Genomic DNA, 17,726 nt, shown 5'->3' with positions numbered 1-17,726 from the left:
TCTGGAAAGCAGCTTCGTCCGCACACAGCGGACGACGGCTCACCGAAGGAGTAAACCGGTTGTCGAGGGTTGGACCCCGCCGGTGAATCTCTCAGGTCCAGGACAGAGGGGGCAGGACTCGCGCCAATCCCGGCGCGGGTTGTGCGACCCTATGTCGGAGGACCCGCGTGACCGAGGCTTCTGAGTCCCTCAAGACAACGCCGCTGCACAGCCTCCATCTGGAGCTGAAGGGCAAGATGGTGCCCTTCGCCGGCTACGACATGCCGGTGCAGTACCCGCTCGGCATCCTCAAGGAACACCAGCACACCCGCGCCAAGGCCGGGCTGTTCGACGTGTCGCACATGGGGCAGGTGCGCCTGACCGGCGAGGACCCGGCCGCCGCCCTGGAGTCGCTGGTTCCCGGCGACATCAAGGGGTTGGCCCGCGGGCGCATGCGCTACACGCTGTTCCTGAACGAGCAGGGCGGCATCCTGGATGACCTGATGGTCACCAACGCCGGCGACCACCTGTTCCTGGTCGTCAACGCCGCCCGCAAGGACCACGACGTCGCCCACATGCGCGAGCGGCTGAAGGGCAAGGCCGAGGTGGAACTGCTGGACGACCTCGCCCTGATGGCCCTTCAGGGGCCGGAGGCCGCGGCGGTGCTGGGTCGCTTCATCCCCGAAGCGGCCACCATGAAGTTCATGAGCTATCTGCCGGCCACCTTCAACGGCATCCCCGTCATCATCACCCGCTCCGGCTACACCGGCGAGGACGGCTACGAGATCTCCTGCGACACGTCCGACGCCGAGACCATCGCCCGCGCCCTCTTGGCCGAGGACGAGGTCGAGGCCATCGGGCTGGGCGCGCGCGACTCGCTGCGGCTGGAGGCCGGGCTCTGCCTCTACGGCCACGACATTGACGAGACGACGACTCCGGTCGAAGCCGGCCTGGAATGGGCGCTGTCCAAGCGCCGCCGGGAGGAGGGCGGCTTCCCCGGTTACGCCATCATCAAGGACCAGCTCGCCAACGGCGCCCCGCGCCGCCGCGTCGGCTTCCAGCCGGACGGCCGCCAGCCGGCCCGCGAGCACACCGACGTCTGCGACGCGGACGGACAAAAGATCGGCGAGGTGACCAGCGGCGGCTTCGGCCCCACCGCCTCGGCCCCGGTCGCCATGGGCTACGTGGACCGCGCGCACGCCGCCGTGGGCACGCCGGTCCAGCTCATGGTCCGCGGCAAGCCGCTGGCCGCCAAGGTCGCCGCCATGCCCTTCGTGCCGCAGCGCTACTACCGCGGCTGAGAATCACACGCGGGCAATCCAAGAACCGTTTCGAACAGGGGACAACCATGACCATCAAGTACACCAAGGACCATGAGTGGGTCCGCGTCGAGGGCGATGTCGGCACCGTCGGCGTCAGCGACCACGCCCAGCACCAGCTCGGCGACGTCGTGTTCGTCGAACTGCCGGACGTCGGCCGCCAGCTCGCCCAGGGCAAGGAAGCCGCCGTCGTGGAGTCGGTGAAGGCCGCCAGCGACGTGTTCGCTCCGGTCTCCGGCGAGGTGATCGAGGCCAACGCCGATCTGGAGAACGACCCGTCGCTGGTCAACGCCGGGGCCGAGACCACCGGCTGGTTCTTCAAGCTTCGCCTCAGCAACCCGGCGGAGCTGGACGGGCTGATGGACGAAGCCGCCTACAAGGCCTTCGTGGAAGGGCAAGCCTGAGATGCGCTACCTGCCCCTGACCGAGGCCGACCGGCGCTCCATGCTGGAGGCCATCGGCGTGCCGTCGGTGGACGAGCTGTTCCGCGACGTGCCCGAGGCCGCCCGCCTCTCCGGCCCGATCGAGGGGCTGTCCAACCATATGGGCGAGCTTGAGGTCGATCGCGCCCTGTCGGCGATGGCGGGGAAGAACCTGCCCGCCGGCAGCGTGCCGAGCTTCCTCGGCGCCGGCGCCTACCGCCACCACATCCCGGCGACGGTGGACCATCTGGTGCAGCGCGGCGAGTTCCTGACCGCCTACACCCCGTACCAGCCGGAGGTGAGCCAGGGCACGCTGCAGGTCCTTTTCGAGTTCCAGACCCAGGTCTCGCTGCTGACCGGCATGGACGTCGCCAACGCCTCCATGTACGACGGCGCCACCGCCTGCGCGGAAGCCGTGATGATGGCCAACCGCGTCACCCGGCGGAAGAAGGCCGTCCTGTCCGGCGGCCTGCACCCGCATTACCGCGACACGACGACGACCGACGCCCGGTTTATCGGTTTCGAGACGGTGGTGATGCCGCCGGCCCCGACCGGCGGCGAGGACCTGCTGGCCGCGGTCGACGGCGACACCTCCTGCGTCGTCGTGCAGAACCCCGACGTGTTCGGCCATGTCCGCGACTACACGGAGCTGGGCAAGGCCTGCCAGGCGAAGGGCGCTCTGCTGATCGTCGTGGTGACGGAGGCCGTGTCGCTCGGCCTGCTGACTCCGCCCGGCGCCATGGGCGCCGACATCGTGGCGGCGGAAGGCCAGTCTTTGGGCAACGCGCTGAACTTCGGCGGCCCCTATGTCGGGTTGTTCGCGGTGAAGGAGAAGCTGGTCCGCCAGATGCCGGGCCGCCTCTGCGGCCAGACTGTGGACGCCGATGGGCGGCGCGGCTTCGTGCTGACGCTCTCCACCCGTGAGCAGCACATTCGCCGCGAGAAGGCGACCTCGAACATCTGCACCAATTCCGGCCTGTGCGCGCTGGCCTTCTCCATCCATCTCAGCCTGCTCGGGGAGGAGGGCTTCACCCGGCTCGCCGAGATCAACCACGCCAAGGCCGTTCAACTGGCCGACAAGCTGGCGTCGGTGACGGGCGTCGAGATCGTCAACGGCAGCTTCTTCAACGAATTCACCGTGAAGCTGCCGAAGCCGGCGGCGGAGGTCGTGGAGGCGCTGGCGCAGCGCGGCATCCTGGGCGGCGTTCCGGCCTCCCGCCTGTTCGGCGGCGGGCTCGACGACCTGCTGATCGTGGCCGCCACCGAGACCAACACCCAGTCCGACATGGACGCCTTCGCCACCGCCCTCGCCGAGGTTCTGTGATGAGCATGAACAACCAGGGTCGCCCGACCGGCATTGCCGAAGGCTCGGACAGCGCCGTTCCGCAGACCGTCACCGGCAACCGCGGCCTACAGATCGAGGAGCCGCTGATCTTCGAACAGGACAGCGCCGGGCGCTGCGGCGTCGACCTGCCGGAGGTCCCGGCGGTGGCGTCGCGCCTGGGGGCGGTGAAGCAGCGCGGCCGGATCGGCCTGCCGGGCCTCGCCGAGCCGCAGGTGGTCCGCCACTACACCCGCTTGTCGCAGAAGAACTACGCCATCGACAGCGGCCTGTACCCGCTCGGCTCCTGCACGATGAAGCACAACCCGCGCCTGAACGAGAAGATGGCGCGGCTGCCGGGCTTCGCCGACGTCCACCCGCTCCAGCCCGAAAGCACGGTGCAGGGCGCCTTGGAGCTGATGGCGGAGCTGGGCCGCTGGCTCGCCACGCTGACCGGCATGGCGGCGGTGACTCTGGCCCCGGCGGCGGGCGCGCACGGCGAGATGTGCGGCATCATGGCGATCCGCTCCGCCCATGACGCCAAGGGGGATAAGGGCCGCACCAAGATCCTCGTCCCGGAAAGCGCCCACGGCACCAACCCGGCGACCGCCGCCGCCTGCGGCTACGCCGTCGAGGCGATCCCGGCGACCGAGGACGGGCGCGTCGATCTGGCGGCGCTGAAGGCCAAGCTCGGTCCCGACGTCGCCGGGCTGATGCTGACCAACCCGAACACCTGCGGCCTGTTCGAGCGCGACATCATCACCATCGCCGAGGCGGTGCACGCGGCGGGCGCCTATTTCTACTGCGACGGCGCCAACTTCAACGCCATTGTCGGGCGGGTGCGTCCGGCCGACCTCGGCATCGACGTGATGCACATCAACCTGCACAAGACCTTCTCGACGCCGCACGGCGGCGGCGGTCCGGGCTCCGGCCCGGTGGTCTTCGCGGAGTCGCTGGCCCCCTTCGTCCCGGTGCCCTATGTGGTGCAGGACAAGGACGGCGCCTTCCGTCTGGTCGAGCAGGCCGGCGACGGCCCGGCCTTCGGGCGGATGAAGGCGTTCCACGGCCAGATGGGCATGTTCGTCCGCGCGCTCGCCTACATGATGAGCCACGGCGCCGACGGTCTGCGGCAGGTGGCGAACGACGCGGTGCTGAACGCGAACTACCTGCTGGCCCGCCTTCAGGATGTGATGACGCCGTCCTTCGAGGGGCCGTGCATGCATGAATGCCTGTTCGACGACCGCTTCCTGAAGGGCACGGGGGTGACCACGCTCGACATCGCCAAGGCGCTGATCGACGAGGGTTTCCACCCGATGACCATGTACTTCCCGCTGGTCGTGCATGGCGCGTTGCTGATCGAACCGACCGAGACCGAGTCGAAGGCCAGCCTAGACCAGTTCGTCACCGCCCTGCGCGCCCTGGCGGAGCGGGCCAAGGTCGGCGACGTGGCCTATTTCCAGGGCGCCCCGCGCCTGACCCCGCGCCGTCGTCTGGATGAGACCGCTGCGGCGCGCAAGCCGGTGCTGCGGTGGACACCGGCGGTGGAGCCGGAAAAGGTCGCGGCGGAGTAAGGTTTTGCCCCCTCCCTAACCCTCCCCCGCTGCGCAGGGGAGGGGACAAACTCCCTCTCCTGCGAAGCGGGGGAGGGAAGGGGCCCATGCGAAGCATGGGAAGGGTGGGGGCAAGCCCCTCACCGCTGATCCAGCTTCACCTCGATGCGCCGATTCCGCGCCAGCGCCTCGTCGCTGGTGCCGGGGTCGAGCGGCTGGTATTCGCCGAAGCCGGCGGCGGCCAGACGGTCCGCCGGAATCCCCTGGTCGATCAAGTACTTCACCACAGAGATCGCGCGCGCCGCCGACAGCTCCCAGTTCGAGGCGAACTGGATGCGCACCGGGCGCGAGTCGGTGTGGCCGTCCACGCGCAGCACCCAGTTGATGTCCGGCGGGATGGTCCGGCCGATCTCGATCAGCGTGCGCGCCAGCTCCGCCAGCCGTTGCTTGCCGGCCTCCTCCAGAGTCGCCGAGCCGGAGGGGAACAGAAGCTCCGACTGGAAGACGAAACGGTCGCCGACGATGCGCACGTCCTGCCGGTTGCCCAGCGCCTCGCGCACCCGCCCGAAGAACTCCGAGCGGTAGCGGGCGAGATCCTGCACCTTGGCGGCCAGCGCCTGGTTCAGCCGTGAGCCGAGTTCGGCGATCTGGACCTGCTGCTCCTCCGCCTTCTTCTCCGAGATTTCCAGCGCGGCGCCGATGCGGGCGAGCTGTTCGCGCAGGGCGGCCATCTGCCGGTTCAGCAGGTCCACCTGCTCGTTCGCCTTGCCGGTCGCCCCCTGCTCGGCGGACAGCGAGGCCATCAGCTCGGTGATGCGGATGTCGCGCTTTTCGATGTCCTTTTGCGCGAGCATCGTCTTCTCATCGGCGCTGGCGAGCCGTGTCTCCAGCGCCTTGGAACGGTCACGCTCCCCGCCCAGCTCGGCCAGCAGGGCCTGACGCTGCTCCTCGGTCAGGCGTTGCTGCGCGGCCGCGGCGGCCAGTTCGCCTTCCAGCTTGGTCCGGGCCTCGCGCAGCGCCTTGAGGTCGGCCTGGAGGCTGGCGGCCTCGGCCAGCTTCAGCTCGATGGTCTCCTTGTCGGCGCGGATCGTGCGCTGCAGCTCCTCCGCCGCACGGGTGGCGTGGTCGAGGTCCCCCTGGAGCGTGGCGATGCGGCCGGTCATAGTGTCCCGCGCCGCGACGGAGCCCTGGAGTTCCGCCGACAGTTGGGCGACGTTGATGCGCAGGTCGGCGTTGGCGTCCCGCTCCAGAGCCAGCAGGTCGTTCAGCTCCGCCACCTTGCGGTTCAGGCTGCCGAGCTGCTCGTCACGCCCGGTCAGGGCGGTCGCCATGTAGAACTGGGCGACGACGAAGATCATCAGCAGGAAGATGACCACCATGACGAGGGACGACAGCGCGTCCACCCATCCGGGCCATGCGCTGGCCTCGCGGTGGCCGTTGCGGCGGCTGATGCTGGGCATGGCGGGGTGTCCCTCCGGACGGACAGGGGGTAGGCGTCAGCGCCGTTCCGATCAGCGCTGTTCCGATTCTTCGGCCAGGGCGGCGATGGTGCGGGCCAGCAGCTTGATCTCGCTGCGGATCTCCTGCACCCCCTGGACCCGGCCGGTGGAGGATTCCTCGACCAGGCGGGCGAGGTAGATGTCCATGTTGCGCAGATGCTGGCGCGAGGCGTCGTCGAAGCCGCCGATCGCCGCGTCGGACAGCCGGTCGAGCAGCCCCTTCATCTCCAGCTGGCTCTCGCCCAGCCGCAGGAGGAGCTGCTGTTCGGCGCGCATCTGGTCGGTCAGCGTGCTCAGCCGTTCGGTCAGGGCCATCAGGTTGGCGTTGGCCGAGCGGCGCCCCTCCTCGGCGGTGGCGACGGTGCGCTGGAGCGAATCGAGGTTTTCCGCCGTCTGCTCCAGAAGCGCCGTCAGATAGGCCGGCATCGACTGGTCGCCGGTCTCCAGGCTGCCGCCGGCCCCGCTGGAGAGGCGGGTGGCGCCGGACAGCCAGTCCTCGACATCCTGGAAGAAGCGGTTGTGCGCCTGGCTGGCCTGAAGCTCCAGGAAGCCCAGCACCAGCGAGCCGGCCAGACCGAACAGCGAGGAGCTGAAGGCCGTGCCCATGCCGGTCAGCGGCGCTTCCAGCCCGTGCTGGAGGTTGTTGAACATCGCCCCGACATCGCCGCCCTGCACCGACAGACCGCCGATGACCGAGCCGACCGACTGCACGGTGTGCAGCAGGCCCCAGAAGGTGCCGAGCAGGCCGAGGAAGATCAGCAGGCCGATCAGGTAGCGCGACAGCTCGCGCGACTCGTCCAGCCGCGAGGCGATGCCGTCGAGCAGCGAGCGCATCGACAGCGCCGACAGGGTCAGCCGGCCGCGCCGTTCCCGCAGCATGCGCGCCATCGGGGCGAGCAGAACCGGCTCCGGCGCGGCGACGGCGGGGTTGCCGGACTGGAAATGCTCCAGCCACGCCACCTCGGGCCGCAGCATCAGCACTTGGCGGAAGATGAACAGGATGCCGGCGAGCAGCGTGCCGAGGATCAGCCCGTTCAGCGCCGGGTTGTTCATGAAGGCGGCGCGCAGGGCCGGGAACAGCAGGGCCGTCACGCTTCCCACGACCACCAGGAAGAGGATCATCCGTGTCAGGAAGCGCTCCGGGCGCGTCATCGGGGAAGGCTCCTCAAGAGGGTGGGACGACGGGGCGATGGCGGCCATGGGCACTCTCGTCCAGGGGAAGGGTCAGGCGTCGGTACGGGTTACAGGGGGCAACTCACTGGTTCAGGAACTCCACGTCCAGCCGGTCCGGCGCGCCACCGGCCGCCTCCATGCCCAGGGCCCGGATGTCCACACGCGTGCTGGCGATGCCGGCGGTTCCCAACCGCTCGCGGACGGCCAGCGCGCGGGCCAGTGACAGCTGCCGCGCTTCACGCGCCGTCTCCGGCGTGCCGCTGGCGTAGGAGCGGATCTGCAGGCGAAGCTGCGGGTTGGCGTTCATGCGCTCGGCGATGGCGTTCAGGCGTGTCTGGGCCGGTTCCGTCAGGGCGGTGGCGGTGCCGTCGAACAGCACGGTCAACGGCTCCATCCGGGGCAGGGCGGGCGCTGACGGCGCTTTCGGAATCGGCGGTGGCAGGGCTGCGGTTTGCGTCCGGTCGGGCGGTGGCGATGCCGCCGGCCGGTTGCTGGCCGGAACCGGAGGCGCGCCTTCCGGCATGGCCGGCGGGGGCGGGCTGGCGCCGACCGAAAGCTGCGGCAGGTCCGGCGCGGTCATCAGTGTCGGGGCCCGGAAGACCGGCGGGGCCGGCGGGGCCGGCGGCGGGAAGATGTCGGGCCGCGGCGGGATCGGCAGCGGCTGCGCGTTCTCCAGCGTCAGACCGCCCGTGTTGGCGGCGGCGGTCTGGGGCGGCGCGGCGCTGGTCGGGGGCGGCGCGGTGCCGGGCGAGGAGCAGGCGGTCACGGCCAGGGACAGCGCCACGGCCGCGGCGGCGGAAAGGACGCGCGGGGGTACCGTCCGCCCGGCGGGCGCGTTCGGAGAACGGCTTATGCGTCCGACAATCCTCATGGTGACCAGCGCGTTGTTCCCAGTGACACGGAAAAGCGTTGGTACCATAGCCCTTCGATCGGCGTAGGGACAACGCCCTTTGGGCCGCGCGGGGTGTTTCCCCACCAAAGCGCGGCCCTTGCTACCCCAACGTCATGAAGGGCTTATGGCTCGGCCGGAGGTCAGCCCTGACCGGCGTCCGCCGCACCCGTGGGCGCGGAGCGCACCTTGCGTTCCGTGGCACCGCGCAGGATCTTGGCGATCGGCAGGTGGAAATGGGCGTTGGCCGCCAGGATCGTGCCGCCGAACACCGGGTTGCGCCCGCCGCCGATCTCACCGACGAAGCCGCCGGCCTCGGTGACCAGGAGCTGGCCGGCCGCGGCGTCCCAGGGGGCGAGGCCGCGCTCCCAATAGCCGTCGTAGCGGCCCGCCGCGACGTAGGCGAGGTCGAGCGAGGCGGCGCCGAAGCGGCGGATGCCCGCGACCTCCTTCATCAGGGCCTCGGCCTCCACCAGGAAGCCGGCATGGTCGCCGCGGCCCTTGAACGGGATGCCGGTGGCGATCACCGCGTCGGCGAGGTTGCGGCGCTCCGACACGCGCAGGCGCTGGTGGTTGAGGAACGCGCCCTGGCCCTTCTCGGCCCAGAACATCTGGTCGTGCACCGGCTCGTACACGACGCCGGCGACGATCTCGCCGTTCTTCTCCGCGGCGATGGAGATCGCCCAGTGCGGGATGCCGTGCAGGAAGTTGGTGGTGCCGTCCAGCGGATCGACGATCCAGCGGGCGGTCGGGTCGCTGCCCTTGCTGGCGCCCGTCTCCTCCATGAGGAAGCCGAAATCCGGGCGGGCCTTCTGCAGCTCTTCGCGCAGCAGCTTTTCCGCCTTCATGTCGGCGGCGGACACGAAGTCCGCCGGACCCTTGCGCGACACCTGGAGGTGCTCGACCTCGCCGAAGTCGCGGACAAGGCCGCGGGCCGCCTTTTCGGCGGCGCGGACCATCACGTTGATAAGGGCGGAGCGGGTGGCCATGGGCGTGCTTTATCTCGTGCGGAACCGGAAAAAGAATACACCGGCCCCTGCCTTAAGCGAGAGCCGGTGCGCAGAAAAACAGCCGGGACGGTCAGTCCTTGGCGCGCTCGACATACTCGCCGGTCTGGGTGTCGACGACGACGCGGGTGCCCGACTCGATGTGCGGCGGCACCAGGATCGACACGCCGTTCTCCAGCTTCGCCGGCTTGTAGGAGGAGGAGGCCGTCTGGCCCTTCACCACCGGGTCGGCCTCGGTGATCTGCAGGGTGACCTTGCCGGGGATCTCGACGCCGAGCGGCGCGCCTTCGAAGGACTGCACGGTGACTTCCATGCCGTCCTGCAGGAACACCTTCTGGTCGCCGATGATCTCGCCGGGGATGGCGGTCTGCTCGTAGCTTTCCTTGTCCATGAAGGTGTAGCTGTCGCCTTCCGCGAACAGGAAGGTCATCTCGTGCTCGTCCAGGCGGGCGCGCTCGACCGTCTCCTGGGTGCGGAAGCGCTCGATCGACTTGTTGCCGGTGCGCACATCCTTCATTTCAAGCTGGATGAAGGCGCCGCCCTTGCCGGGTTGGACGATGGCGGTCTTCGTGATGACCCAGAGCTTCCCGTTATGCTCCAGCACATGGCCGGGACGCATCGTGTTGGCGTTGACCTTCATGACATACTCGTGATTTCCAGGAGACAGGCGGCGCGGAACCTAGCAGCTTGCCGGGCCGGTGGCAACGCCGGGCGGTGCTCAATCGGCGTTCCGCGCCTTCTTTGTCCGTTTTCGCCGCCGTTGCCACTCTGCTAAGCAGCACCATTACCCCGTCAGTGAAGGCCCCCATGCCCCCCGTCACGCCAGCCCGTTCTCCGTCCTGGGCCCCCGAGACCTTCGCCCGCCGCCGCCCCCATCTGGCCGTGCGTGGCCGCGTGCTGGGCGCCGTCCGCCGCTTCTTCGAGGAGAACGCCTTCCTGGAGGTGGACACCCCGGCGCTCCAGGTCTCGCCGGGGATGGAGCCGCATCTCCAGGCCTTCGCGACGGAGCTGGTGGGGCCGCACCCCGACGACCGGCTGCGTCTGCACCTGCACACCAGCCCCGAATTCGCCATGAAGAAGCTGCTGGTCGCCGGGCTACCGCGCATCTACCAGATCGCCCACGTCTTCCGGAACGGCGAGCGCTCGGCCACCCACGCGCCGGAATTCTCCATGCTCGAATGGTACCGGGCGGGGGACGGCTACCGGACGCTGATCCGCGATTGCGAGGACTTGGTGCGCGAGGCCGCCGTCGCCGCAGGACGGACGCGATTCGACTTCCGCGGCATGACCTGCGACCCCTTCAAGGAGTGGCGGGTGCTGACCGTGCAGGACGCCTTCCGGGAGTATGCCGGGATCGACCTGCTGGAGACCTTCGACGGCAGCCACGACCCCGACCCGGCCCCGCTGGCTGCCATGGCGCGGGCCATCGGTATCGCCCCGCACGACGGCGACCGCTGGGAGGACATCGTCTTCCGCATCATGTTCGACCGGATCGAGCCGCATCTGGGCGCCGGCGTGCCCTGCGTGCTGACCGACTATCCGGTCTGCATGGCCGCGCTGTCGCGCCCCAAGCCGGAAGACCCGCGGCTGGCCGAGCGGTTCGAGCTGTACGCCTGCGGCCTGGAACTCGCCAACGCCTTCGGCGAGCTGACTGACGCCCGCGCCCAGCGCGCCCGCTTCGAGGCCGACATGGACCTGAAGGAGCGCATCTACGGCGACCGCTTCCCGGTGGACGAGGACTTCCTCGCCGCGCTGGAGCATGGCATGCCGGAATGCAGCGGCATCGCGCTGGGCTTCGACCGGCTGGTCATGCTGTGCAGCGGGGCGGAGCGCATCGACGAAGTGCTGTGGCTGCCGGTGGCGGGGGCCTGAGACCGTCCGCCACCGGGTTCCAGCGTCGTCAGGCGGTGACGTCGATCACCACGCGGCCGCGCACCCGACCGGCGAGGATCTGGCCGGCCAGCTCCGGCAGCTTCGACATCGGCTCCACCGTGTACATCGCCTTCAGGTGGGACTTGTCGAGGTCGCGGGCCAACCGTGCCCAGGCGCGTTCACGCCGCGCCGCCGGGGCGGTGACCGAATCGACGCCGATCAGCGTGACGCTGCGCAGGATGTGCGGCAGCACCGTGCCCGGCAGGTCGGCGCTGCCCGCCAGCCCGCAGGCGGCGATGGCGCCGCCCCAGACGGTTTGCGACAGGGCGTTGACCAGCGTGATGCCGCCCACCGAATCGACGCCGCCGGCCCAGCGCTCCTTCTGGAGCGGTGCGCCCTTCTCCTGAAGGGCGGCGCGGTCGATGAAGCCGGTGGCGCCCAGGCCGGACAGATACTCGTGGGTCTCGGGCCGTCCGGTGGAGGCGGTTACCGGATAGCCGGCCTTGGCGAGCAGGGCGACCGCGACGGAACCGACGCCGCCGGCCGCTCCGGTGACCAGAACCTCCTTGCCGCCGGGTTGGATCGTGCCCCAATCCTCCAACGCGTCGACGCAGAGCGCCGCGGTGTAGCCGGCGGTGCCGATGCCCATCGCCTCCTCCGGCGAGAAGACGTCGGGCAGGCGGATCAGCCATTCCGGCTTCACGCGCTGGAACCGGCTGTAGCCGCCCCACTGGGTTTCCGACAGGCCCCAGCCGTTGACGATCACCTTGTCGCCGGCCTTCCAGTCGGCGGAGCGCGATTCCACGACCGTGCCGGCGAGGTCGATGCCGGCGACCATCGGCAGCTTGCGGGCGATCCGGCCCTTGCCGGAGACGGCGAGGCCGTCCTTATAGTTCAGGGTGGAACAGGCGACCTCGACCAGCACGTCGTGGTCGGGCAGGTCGCTCAGGCTGAGCGGCTTGAAGCCCCCCTTGGGCTTGCCGTCGGCATCCTCGATGACGAAGGCGGTGAAGGTGTCGGCCATGCGGATTCCTCTCCCGGAGCGGGTTCTTGATTGGGGGGAAAGCCTAGCACGGACGCGGCGATGGACAAGAGGCGGGGACGGTGGAGCGAACGGGCGGCGCCCGCGCGCCCCACCGGGGTGCGGATCAGAAGGTGATCTTGGTCTGGAGCGCGATCACGTCCACATGGGCCTTGTAGTCGGCGGACAGGTTGCCGCGGAAGGCGTCGCTGCCCGTCAGGTTGTCGCGCAGGTCGATCTTGGCCTTGTTGGCGAAGATGTGGCTGTAGCCGATGTCGGTCCGGATGTTGTCGGTGACTTGATAGCCGGCGCCGATCGACACCCAATAACGGTCCTCGTCCGGGATGCGCGGGGTGCGGTACTGGTCGCTGACCGGAGTCTGGTCATAGGCCACGCCGAAGCGCAGGGTCAGCTTCTCGTCCCACTTGTAGGCGGCGCCCAGCGCGAAGAACCAGGAGTCGTCCCAGTTCTCGTCGGTCACCGTGTCGGTGCGCAGCGGGTTACGGTAGCGGATGCGCAACTCCTTGAAGCGCGACCAGTTGGTCCACTGCGCGTCGGCCATCACGGCGAAGGAGCTGGTCAGCTCGTGATAGGCGCCGAAGGAGATGATGTCCGGCGTGGCGACCTTCGCCCGCACCGGCGAATTGGCGAAGCTGGCCTGGAGCGCCGGCGTCGCCGGAACGCCTTCGAACTTCGAATCGCCATCCAGCTCGTGGGAGACGGAGGAGCGGTAGGAGACGCCGAAACGGGTGCCCTTGGCCGGCTCGTACAGCATGCCGGCGGTGAAGCCGAAGCCCCAATCGTCGCCCTTCACCTCGCCCACGCCGTCGCGCGAGCCCGGCGCGACGGGAACCCCGGTCGCCGCCAGGATGGAGCCGAAGTCCACGGCCTGGCTCAGCCGCGCCTTGGCGTACTGGATTTGCAGACCGCCGGCGATGGTCAGGTCCGGCATCAGCCGGTAGGACACGGTCGGGGAGATGTTGAGCGTCAGCAGGCTGGAATGGATGCCGTGGTAGCGGCCGGCCCAGCTTTCCGGATAGTCGGTGGACAGGCCCCAGGGCGCGGTGATGGCGAGGCCCAGCTTCACGTCCGGCGACACCGTGTAGGCCATGTAGCCCGACGGAATCACCGCGTCCATGCCGATGTCGCCGGGGTCGGAGGTGCCCTGGATGGTGCTGCCGCCCAGCCGCGTGGCGCGGGTGCCGCGGGCGTTGCTGGTCTTCGAGGTCGGGAACACGCCGCTCAGCACGCCGACCGCCTGATTCCCCTCGATGGCTCCCAGGGCCGCGGGGTTGAAGAACAGCGCGGTGGCGTCCCCCATGCCGTTGGCGGTGGCGCCCGCGAAGGAGGTGCCCTGGCCCGAGGCGCTCTGCTCCTTCAGCAGATAGCCGGCGGCGCCGGCCGGCAGCGGGGCTGCGATGGCGACGGCGGCGGCAGCGGCGAGCAGATTCCCCTTCAGAGACCGTTTGGACATGCGTTTCTCCCCAATTTCGTTATTTGACGCAATGATACACAGATTGACGTTAACGTAAAGTGGCGCCGCTGAAAAAATGTTGGACCAACAAAGTATGCGTCCACGGGTGTGCATGGGGGAGGGAAATGCCCGCTACGGTCGATTCGTCGCGGGTATGAAAATCGGGATATTGGGGGTGCTCAGCCCAGCCAGCCGGCGACCATGGCCATGCCGGCGCCGATCACGCCCTGGGCGTCGGTCCAGATCAGCTTCGCCGTGATGGCGATGGAGGCGACGACCAGCATGGGGCGCACGATGGCGGCGCCGTTGCGGATGACCATATGGGCGCCGATCTGCGCGCCGATCATCTGGCCCAACCCCATCAGCAGCCCGGCCACCCAGGCGATCTGGCCACCGGCCAGGAAGAAGAGGAGGGCGGCGATGTTGCTGGTGAAATTCAGCACCTTCGTGTGGGCGGTCGCCTTGCGCAGGTTGAACCCGAGCAGCGAGACGAAGGCGATGGCGAAGAAGGTGCCGGTGCCCGGCCCGAAGAAGCCGTCGTAAAAGCCGATCCCCGTCCCGGCGAGCAGGGCGAATCCGCGCTCCCCGATGCGCTGCTGGGCGTCGATCTCGCCGGCCTTCGGGGAGACGAGAAGCCAGATGGCGATGCCGATCAGCAGCACCGGGATGACGTTGCGCAGGAATCCCGGATCGATCATCTGGACGATGATGGCGCCCGCCGCGGAGCCGGCGAAGGTGCAGCCGATCATCACCGCCATGTCGCGCGGCTTTACCTCGCCGCCACGGGTGAACTTCACCGCGGCGGAGAAGGAGCCGAAGCTGGATTGCAGCTTGTTCGTCGCCAGCGCCTGGGCGGGCGACAGGCCGGCCCAGAGCAGGGCGGGGAGGGTCAGAAGCCCGCCGCCCCCGGCGATGGCGTCGACGAAGCCCGCGACAAGGCCGACCGCGAACAGCGCGGACAGCGTCTCGATGGAAAGGAGGTCCATGATCCGGCGGCGGCCTTCGTCACCCTTCGGCCGCGGCGATGGCGGCGTTGAACGCCTTCACGGCGGCGCCCGGCCCATCGGGGTGGTTCCACACGGCGCCGACCACGGCCAGGAAATCGGCCCCGGCGCTGACCAGCGGCCCGCAATTTTCCTGGGTGATCCCGCCGATGGCGACGCAGGGGACCTCCATCAGTTCCGACCACCAGCGGAGCAGCTCCGGCTCCGCCTTGAACTCGGCGTCCTTGGTGGTGGTGGGGAAGAAGGCGCCGAAGGCGACGTAATCGGCCCCGGCCTCGCCCGCTTCCATGGCGAGGTGGCGGCTGTCGTGGCAGGTCACGCCGACGATGGCGTCGTTGCCGACGATCCGCCGCGCCTGGGCGTAGGGCGTGTCCTTCTGCCCGACATGCACGCCGTCACAGCCGGTCTCGCGGGCCAGTTGGGGATGGTCGTTCAGGATGAAGGCCACCCCGCGCTCCTGGGCGATCGGGCGCAGGGCGTCGCAGGCCCGGCGCACGGCGTCGTCGGAGCAGTCCTTCAAACGCAACTGGACGCAGGCGACATCGCCCGCGTCCAGCGCTTCGGTCAGTTTCGGCGCGAACGCCGCCGGTTCCAGGACCGGCGGCGTCACGAGGTAGAGCCGACAGGCGGTTTCGGTCACCCGAGGCGATCCTTACTCTTTGCCCTGGTAGATCTTCATGATCCGGTCGAGCAGCTTCAAAGCGTCTTCGCGCGGGCGCTGGAAGGCGTTGCGGCCGATGATCGAGCCGTTGCCGCCACCGTCGCGGATCGCGCGGGCGTCCTCGAACACCGCGTCCTCGCCCTTGGTGGCGCCGCCCGAGAAGACCACGATGCGGCGGCCGTTGAAGGCGCACTGCATGATGTGGCGGACGCGGTCGGCCTGGGTGGCGATCGGGATGTTCTTGGACTCGTAGACTTTCTTCGCCTCCGCCTGCTCCAGATGGGCCGACGGCAGCTTCACCTTGATGATGTGGGCGCCGAGCAGCGCGGCCATGTGGGCGGCGTAGCCGATCACGTCGATGGCCAGCTCGCCGTCCTTGGAGATCGTGCCGCCGCGCGGGTAGGACCACAGGACGGTGGGAAGGCCGACCGACTTGGCCTCCTTCGACAGCTCGCGGATCTCCTCGTACTGGTCGTACATGGCGTCCGAGCCGGGGTAGATCGTGAAGCCGATGGCCGAGCAGCCGAGGCGCAGCGCGTCCTGCACCGAGGCGGTCACCGCCTGATCGGCGTCCTCCTTCTGGCGCGACAGGCTGTTGGCGCTGTTCATCTTGAGGATCAGCGGGATCGAGCCGGCAAAGGTCGAGGCGCCGGCCTCCAGCGAGCCCAGCGGGGCGGCGTAGGCGTTGCAGCCGGCGTCGATGGCGAGCTGGTAATGGTAATGCGGGTCGTAGCCCGGCTCGTTCGGCGCGAAGCTGCGCGCCGGGCCGTGCTCGAAACCCTGGTCGACGGGGAGGATCACCAGCTTGCCGGTGCCGCCCAGCTTGCCTTCCATCAGAATGCGGGCAAGGTTGGCCTTGACGCCCGGGGTGTCGCTCTCGTAGTTCGCAAGAATTTCCTTAACACGACGAGTGAGCTTCATCTGGCTCTTCCCCTTGGGGTTTCTGTCGGAAATGCGGCCCTCATAGCCCAGCGCGGGACTCTTTGCAACGGCGGCAGGGGTGTAATGCGCGCCCTCCCGGCGGCAAATGGGTCTATCCGGGAGGGCGGATTCGGGACTCGCCGAAGGGTGAGGCGAACGCGACGGCCAGACCGTTTTTTGTCACAGCACGGACTGGACGATGACGTAGAGGCCGTATCCGGCGCCCACCGCCACGACCCAGGCCCCGGCGGCCAGGCCGGCCCAGACGACGAGCAGGCGGGCGCCGCGGATCTTCTCGACCGGCGGCACGGGAAAGCGCGAGCCGCGTGGAAGCCCGTCCGGCCTCTCCGGATGGAGCAGGGCGGAGTCCTCACCCTTCAGCGGTGTGGCGTCCGCCTGGGGCCGCAAGGGCGTGGTCGTGGTCATGGGGGTGGTACCGCATCGTGATGATGGAATCACCATACACCACTTTTGATCGTGCGGATTCGGGGAAAAAGCGGTATCGCCTTGGGACTATTCCGTGACATGGCCGTCGTCCCGGCCGCTTAGCCAATTCCGGCAGGTGCGCCGCGGATCGCGGGCGCCGCGCAGGTCGAGCGCTTCGGGAAGCCCCGTCAGCAGTCGGGCGCCGCGTTGCGCGGCGATGTCGGCCAGCCGCTCCGCGACGTCCACCCGCCCGGTGAACAGGATCACACCGATTCCGGCGGACAGCGCGGCCAAGGCGTCGCCGGGCCGGTCGGCGCAGTCGAGCACCGCGGTGGTTGCAACCGACGGGTGCCGGGCGGCGGCGCGGGCGGCGACCTCGCGAAACCAGCCGGCCCCGGCGGAGGCCGCCGCGCCGGGCGCGCTGACCAACAGAAGGGGAACGCCCAACTCCGCCGCCGCAGCGCAGGCGGCGTCGGCGTCGGTCATGCCGTGGATGCGGATGGGGCGGGGATGCGCGGGCAGGGCGGTCATGGGGCAGCGGTCATGGGGGCAGCGGTCATGAGGGCAGGGAGCATGACGTGAAAAACAGGGCGGACATACCCTCAGCCCGATTCCGGGAATTGAGGCAGGTCAAACCGCGGGGGCGGAGGCGGGGCTATCCTTCCACCCTACGCATCCCTGGGGTCGCCGCCGATGATGGACTATAAGGGCTACAAGGCCCAGATCGATTTCGACAACGACGCCGGCATCTTCGTCGGCGCCGTCATCAACACGCGCGACGGCATCACCTTCACCGGCCGCTCGGTCGATGAGCTGCGCAGGGCCTTCCGCGAGGCGGTGGACGATTATCTGGCGATGGCCTGCGACATGGCGGGCAACACCGAGCAGCCCTATTCCGGCAGGCTCGCCATCCGCGTCAACCCGATGCTCCACCGCGCCATCGCCACCTGTGCGGAGCGCGAGGGCAAGAGCGTCGCCGCCTGGGTCGCCGATCAGTTGACGCGGGCTACGGGAATCAACGCCGTCAAGGCGGGGTGACCGCCGCCTCCGTCGCGCCGGTCGGCCCATGAAAAAAGGGCGCCCCGTTCAGGGCGCCCTTTCTCTTTGGCCGCAAGCCCTGGAAGGCTTACTTGGCGTTGGCCATGGCGACGGCGGTGTCGCTCATGCGGTTGGAGAAGCCCCACTCGT

Annotated in this window: 18 protein-coding genes; 6 read left to right on the top strand and 12 right to left on the bottom strand. The window is 69.2% G+C overall.

Annotated features, from left to right (window positions below; translation table 11 throughout):
- Positions 1-167 precede the first annotated feature (167 nt).
- The 4 genes from gcvT to gcvPB are packed head-to-tail and all read left to right on the top strand — an operon-like array spanning position 168 to position 4,612.
- Positions 168-1,280 carry a glycine cleavage system aminomethyltransferase GcvT gene (gene gcvT / locus DXK32_RS22880; RefSeq protein ID WP_114860617.1) on the top strand — a complete coding sequence of 371 codons (1,113 nt, stop codon included), beginning with the start codon at positions 168-170 and terminating at the stop codon, positions 1,278-1,280.
- Positions 1,281-1,327: 47 nt separating this feature from the next.
- Complete coding sequence (gcvH, locus tag DXK32_RS22875; RefSeq protein ID WP_038527146.1) at positions 1,328-1,702, top strand: glycine cleavage system protein GcvH; 375 nt, start codon at positions 1,328-1,330, stop codon at positions 1,700-1,702.
- Position 1,703: 1 nt separating this feature from the next.
- On the top strand, positions 1,704-3,044 hold the full coding sequence (gcvPA, locus tag DXK32_RS22870; protein WP_114860616.1) for an aminomethyl-transferring glycine dehydrogenase subunit GcvPA: 1,341 nt from the start codon (positions 1,704-1,706) through the stop codon (positions 3,042-3,044).
- 5 nt (positions 3,045-3,049) lie between these two features.
- Positions 3,050-4,612, top strand: a complete 1,563-nt coding sequence (gene gcvPB, locus DXK32_RS22865) for an aminomethyl-transferring glycine dehydrogenase subunit GcvPB (RefSeq protein ID WP_432612360.1) — start codon at positions 3,050-3,052, stop codon at positions 4,610-4,612.
- 119 nt (positions 4,613-4,731) lie between these two features.
- On the opposite strand, the gene DXK32_RS22860 is transcribed toward gcvPB, so the two are convergent.
- The 5 genes from DXK32_RS22860 to efp form a co-directional block, all read right to left on the bottom strand.
- Positions 4,732-6,051, bottom strand: coding sequence for a peptidoglycan -binding protein (locus DXK32_RS22860; protein WP_114860614.1), 1,320 nt, complete (start codon positions 6,049-6,051; stop codon positions 4,732-4,734).
- Between the two features lie 51 nt (positions 6,052-6,102).
- The gene (locus tag DXK32_RS22855; RefSeq protein WP_432612359.1) at positions 6,103-7,242 is read right to left on the bottom strand and encodes a flagellar motor protein MotA; all 1,140 of its coding nucleotides are present in this window, start codon (positions 7,240-7,242) and stop codon (positions 6,103-6,105) included.
- Between the two features lie 103 nt (positions 7,243-7,345).
- Complete coding sequence (locus DXK32_RS22850) at positions 7,346-8,047, bottom strand: OmpA family protein (RefSeq protein WP_247877293.1); 702 nt, start codon at positions 8,045-8,047, stop codon at positions 7,346-7,348.
- A 248-nt stretch (positions 8,048-8,295) separates the two neighbouring features.
- Positions 8,296-9,141, bottom strand: coding sequence for an inositol monophosphatase family protein (locus DXK32_RS22845; protein ID WP_114860611.1), 846 nt, complete (start codon positions 9,139-9,141; stop codon positions 8,296-8,298).
- 91 nt (positions 9,142-9,232) lie between these two features.
- Complete coding sequence (efp, locus tag DXK32_RS22840) at positions 9,233-9,799, bottom strand: elongation factor P (protein WP_014240821.1); 567 nt, start codon at positions 9,797-9,799, stop codon at positions 9,233-9,235.
- Positions 9,800-9,966: 167 nt separating this feature from the next.
- Here efp and epmA point away from each other — a divergent pair, with 167 nt between their 5' ends.
- Positions 9,967-11,031 carry an EF-P lysine aminoacylase EpmA gene (gene epmA, locus DXK32_RS22835; protein ID WP_114860610.1) on the top strand — a complete coding sequence of 355 codons (1,065 nt, stop codon included), beginning with the start codon at positions 9,967-9,969 and terminating at the stop codon, positions 11,029-11,031.
- A gap of 28 nt (positions 11,032-11,059) precedes the next feature.
- Here the strand turns inward: epmA and DXK32_RS22830 are convergent, their stop codons facing one another.
- From DXK32_RS22830 to DXK32_RS22800, 7 genes are all read right to left on the bottom strand, one after another.
- Positions 11,060-12,055 carry an MDR family oxidoreductase gene (locus DXK32_RS22830; RefSeq protein ID WP_114860609.1) on the bottom strand — a complete coding sequence of 332 codons (996 nt, stop codon included), beginning with the start codon at positions 12,053-12,055 and terminating at the stop codon, positions 11,060-11,062.
- A gap of 124 nt (positions 12,056-12,179) precedes the next feature.
- A complete protein-coding gene (locus tag DXK32_RS22825; RefSeq protein WP_114860608.1) occupies positions 12,180-13,526 on the bottom strand; it encodes an OmpP1/FadL family transporter in 1,347 nt (448 codons plus the stop codon).
- Between the two features lie 179 nt (positions 13,527-13,705).
- On the bottom strand, positions 13,706-14,512 hold the full coding sequence (locus DXK32_RS22820) for a TSUP family transporter (RefSeq protein ID WP_114860607.1): 807 nt from the start codon (positions 14,510-14,512) through the stop codon (positions 13,706-13,708).
- A 19-nt stretch (positions 14,513-14,531) separates the two neighbouring features.
- Positions 14,532-15,170 carry a thiamine phosphate synthase gene (gene thiE, locus DXK32_RS22815; RefSeq protein ID WP_114860606.1) on the bottom strand — a complete coding sequence of 213 codons (639 nt, stop codon included), beginning with the start codon at positions 15,168-15,170 and terminating at the stop codon, positions 14,532-14,534.
- A gap of 12 nt (positions 15,171-15,182) precedes the next feature.
- Complete coding sequence (locus tag DXK32_RS22810; RefSeq protein ID WP_035674740.1) at positions 15,183-16,112, bottom strand: class I fructose-bisphosphate aldolase; 930 nt, start codon at positions 16,110-16,112, stop codon at positions 15,183-15,185.
- Between the two features lie 180 nt (positions 16,113-16,292).
- Complete coding sequence (locus tag DXK32_RS22805) at positions 16,293-16,538, bottom strand: hypothetical protein (protein ID WP_114860605.1); 246 nt, start codon at positions 16,536-16,538, stop codon at positions 16,293-16,295.
- A gap of 87 nt (positions 16,539-16,625) precedes the next feature.
- Complete coding sequence (locus DXK32_RS22800) at positions 16,626-17,069, bottom strand: hypothetical protein (protein ID WP_114860604.1); 444 nt, start codon at positions 17,067-17,069, stop codon at positions 16,626-16,628.
- A 162-nt stretch (positions 17,070-17,231) separates the two neighbouring features.
- Here DXK32_RS22800 and DXK32_RS22795 point away from each other — a divergent pair, with 162 nt between their 5' ends.
- The gene (locus DXK32_RS22795) at positions 17,232-17,576 is read left to right on the top strand and encodes a type II toxin-antitoxin system HicB family antitoxin (RefSeq protein WP_114860603.1); all 345 of its coding nucleotides are present in this window, start codon (positions 17,232-17,234) and stop codon (positions 17,574-17,576) included.
- Positions 17,577-17,726: the final 150 nt, after the last annotated feature.

Source organism: Azospirillum brasilense (assembly GCF_003349955.1).
GTDB lineage: Bacteria > Pseudomonadota > Alphaproteobacteria > Azospirillales > Azospirillaceae > Azospirillum > Azospirillum brasilense_B.
The sequence above is the reverse complement of the archived record's forward strand: the minus strand, read 5'-3'. Positions and strand labels throughout refer to the sequence as shown.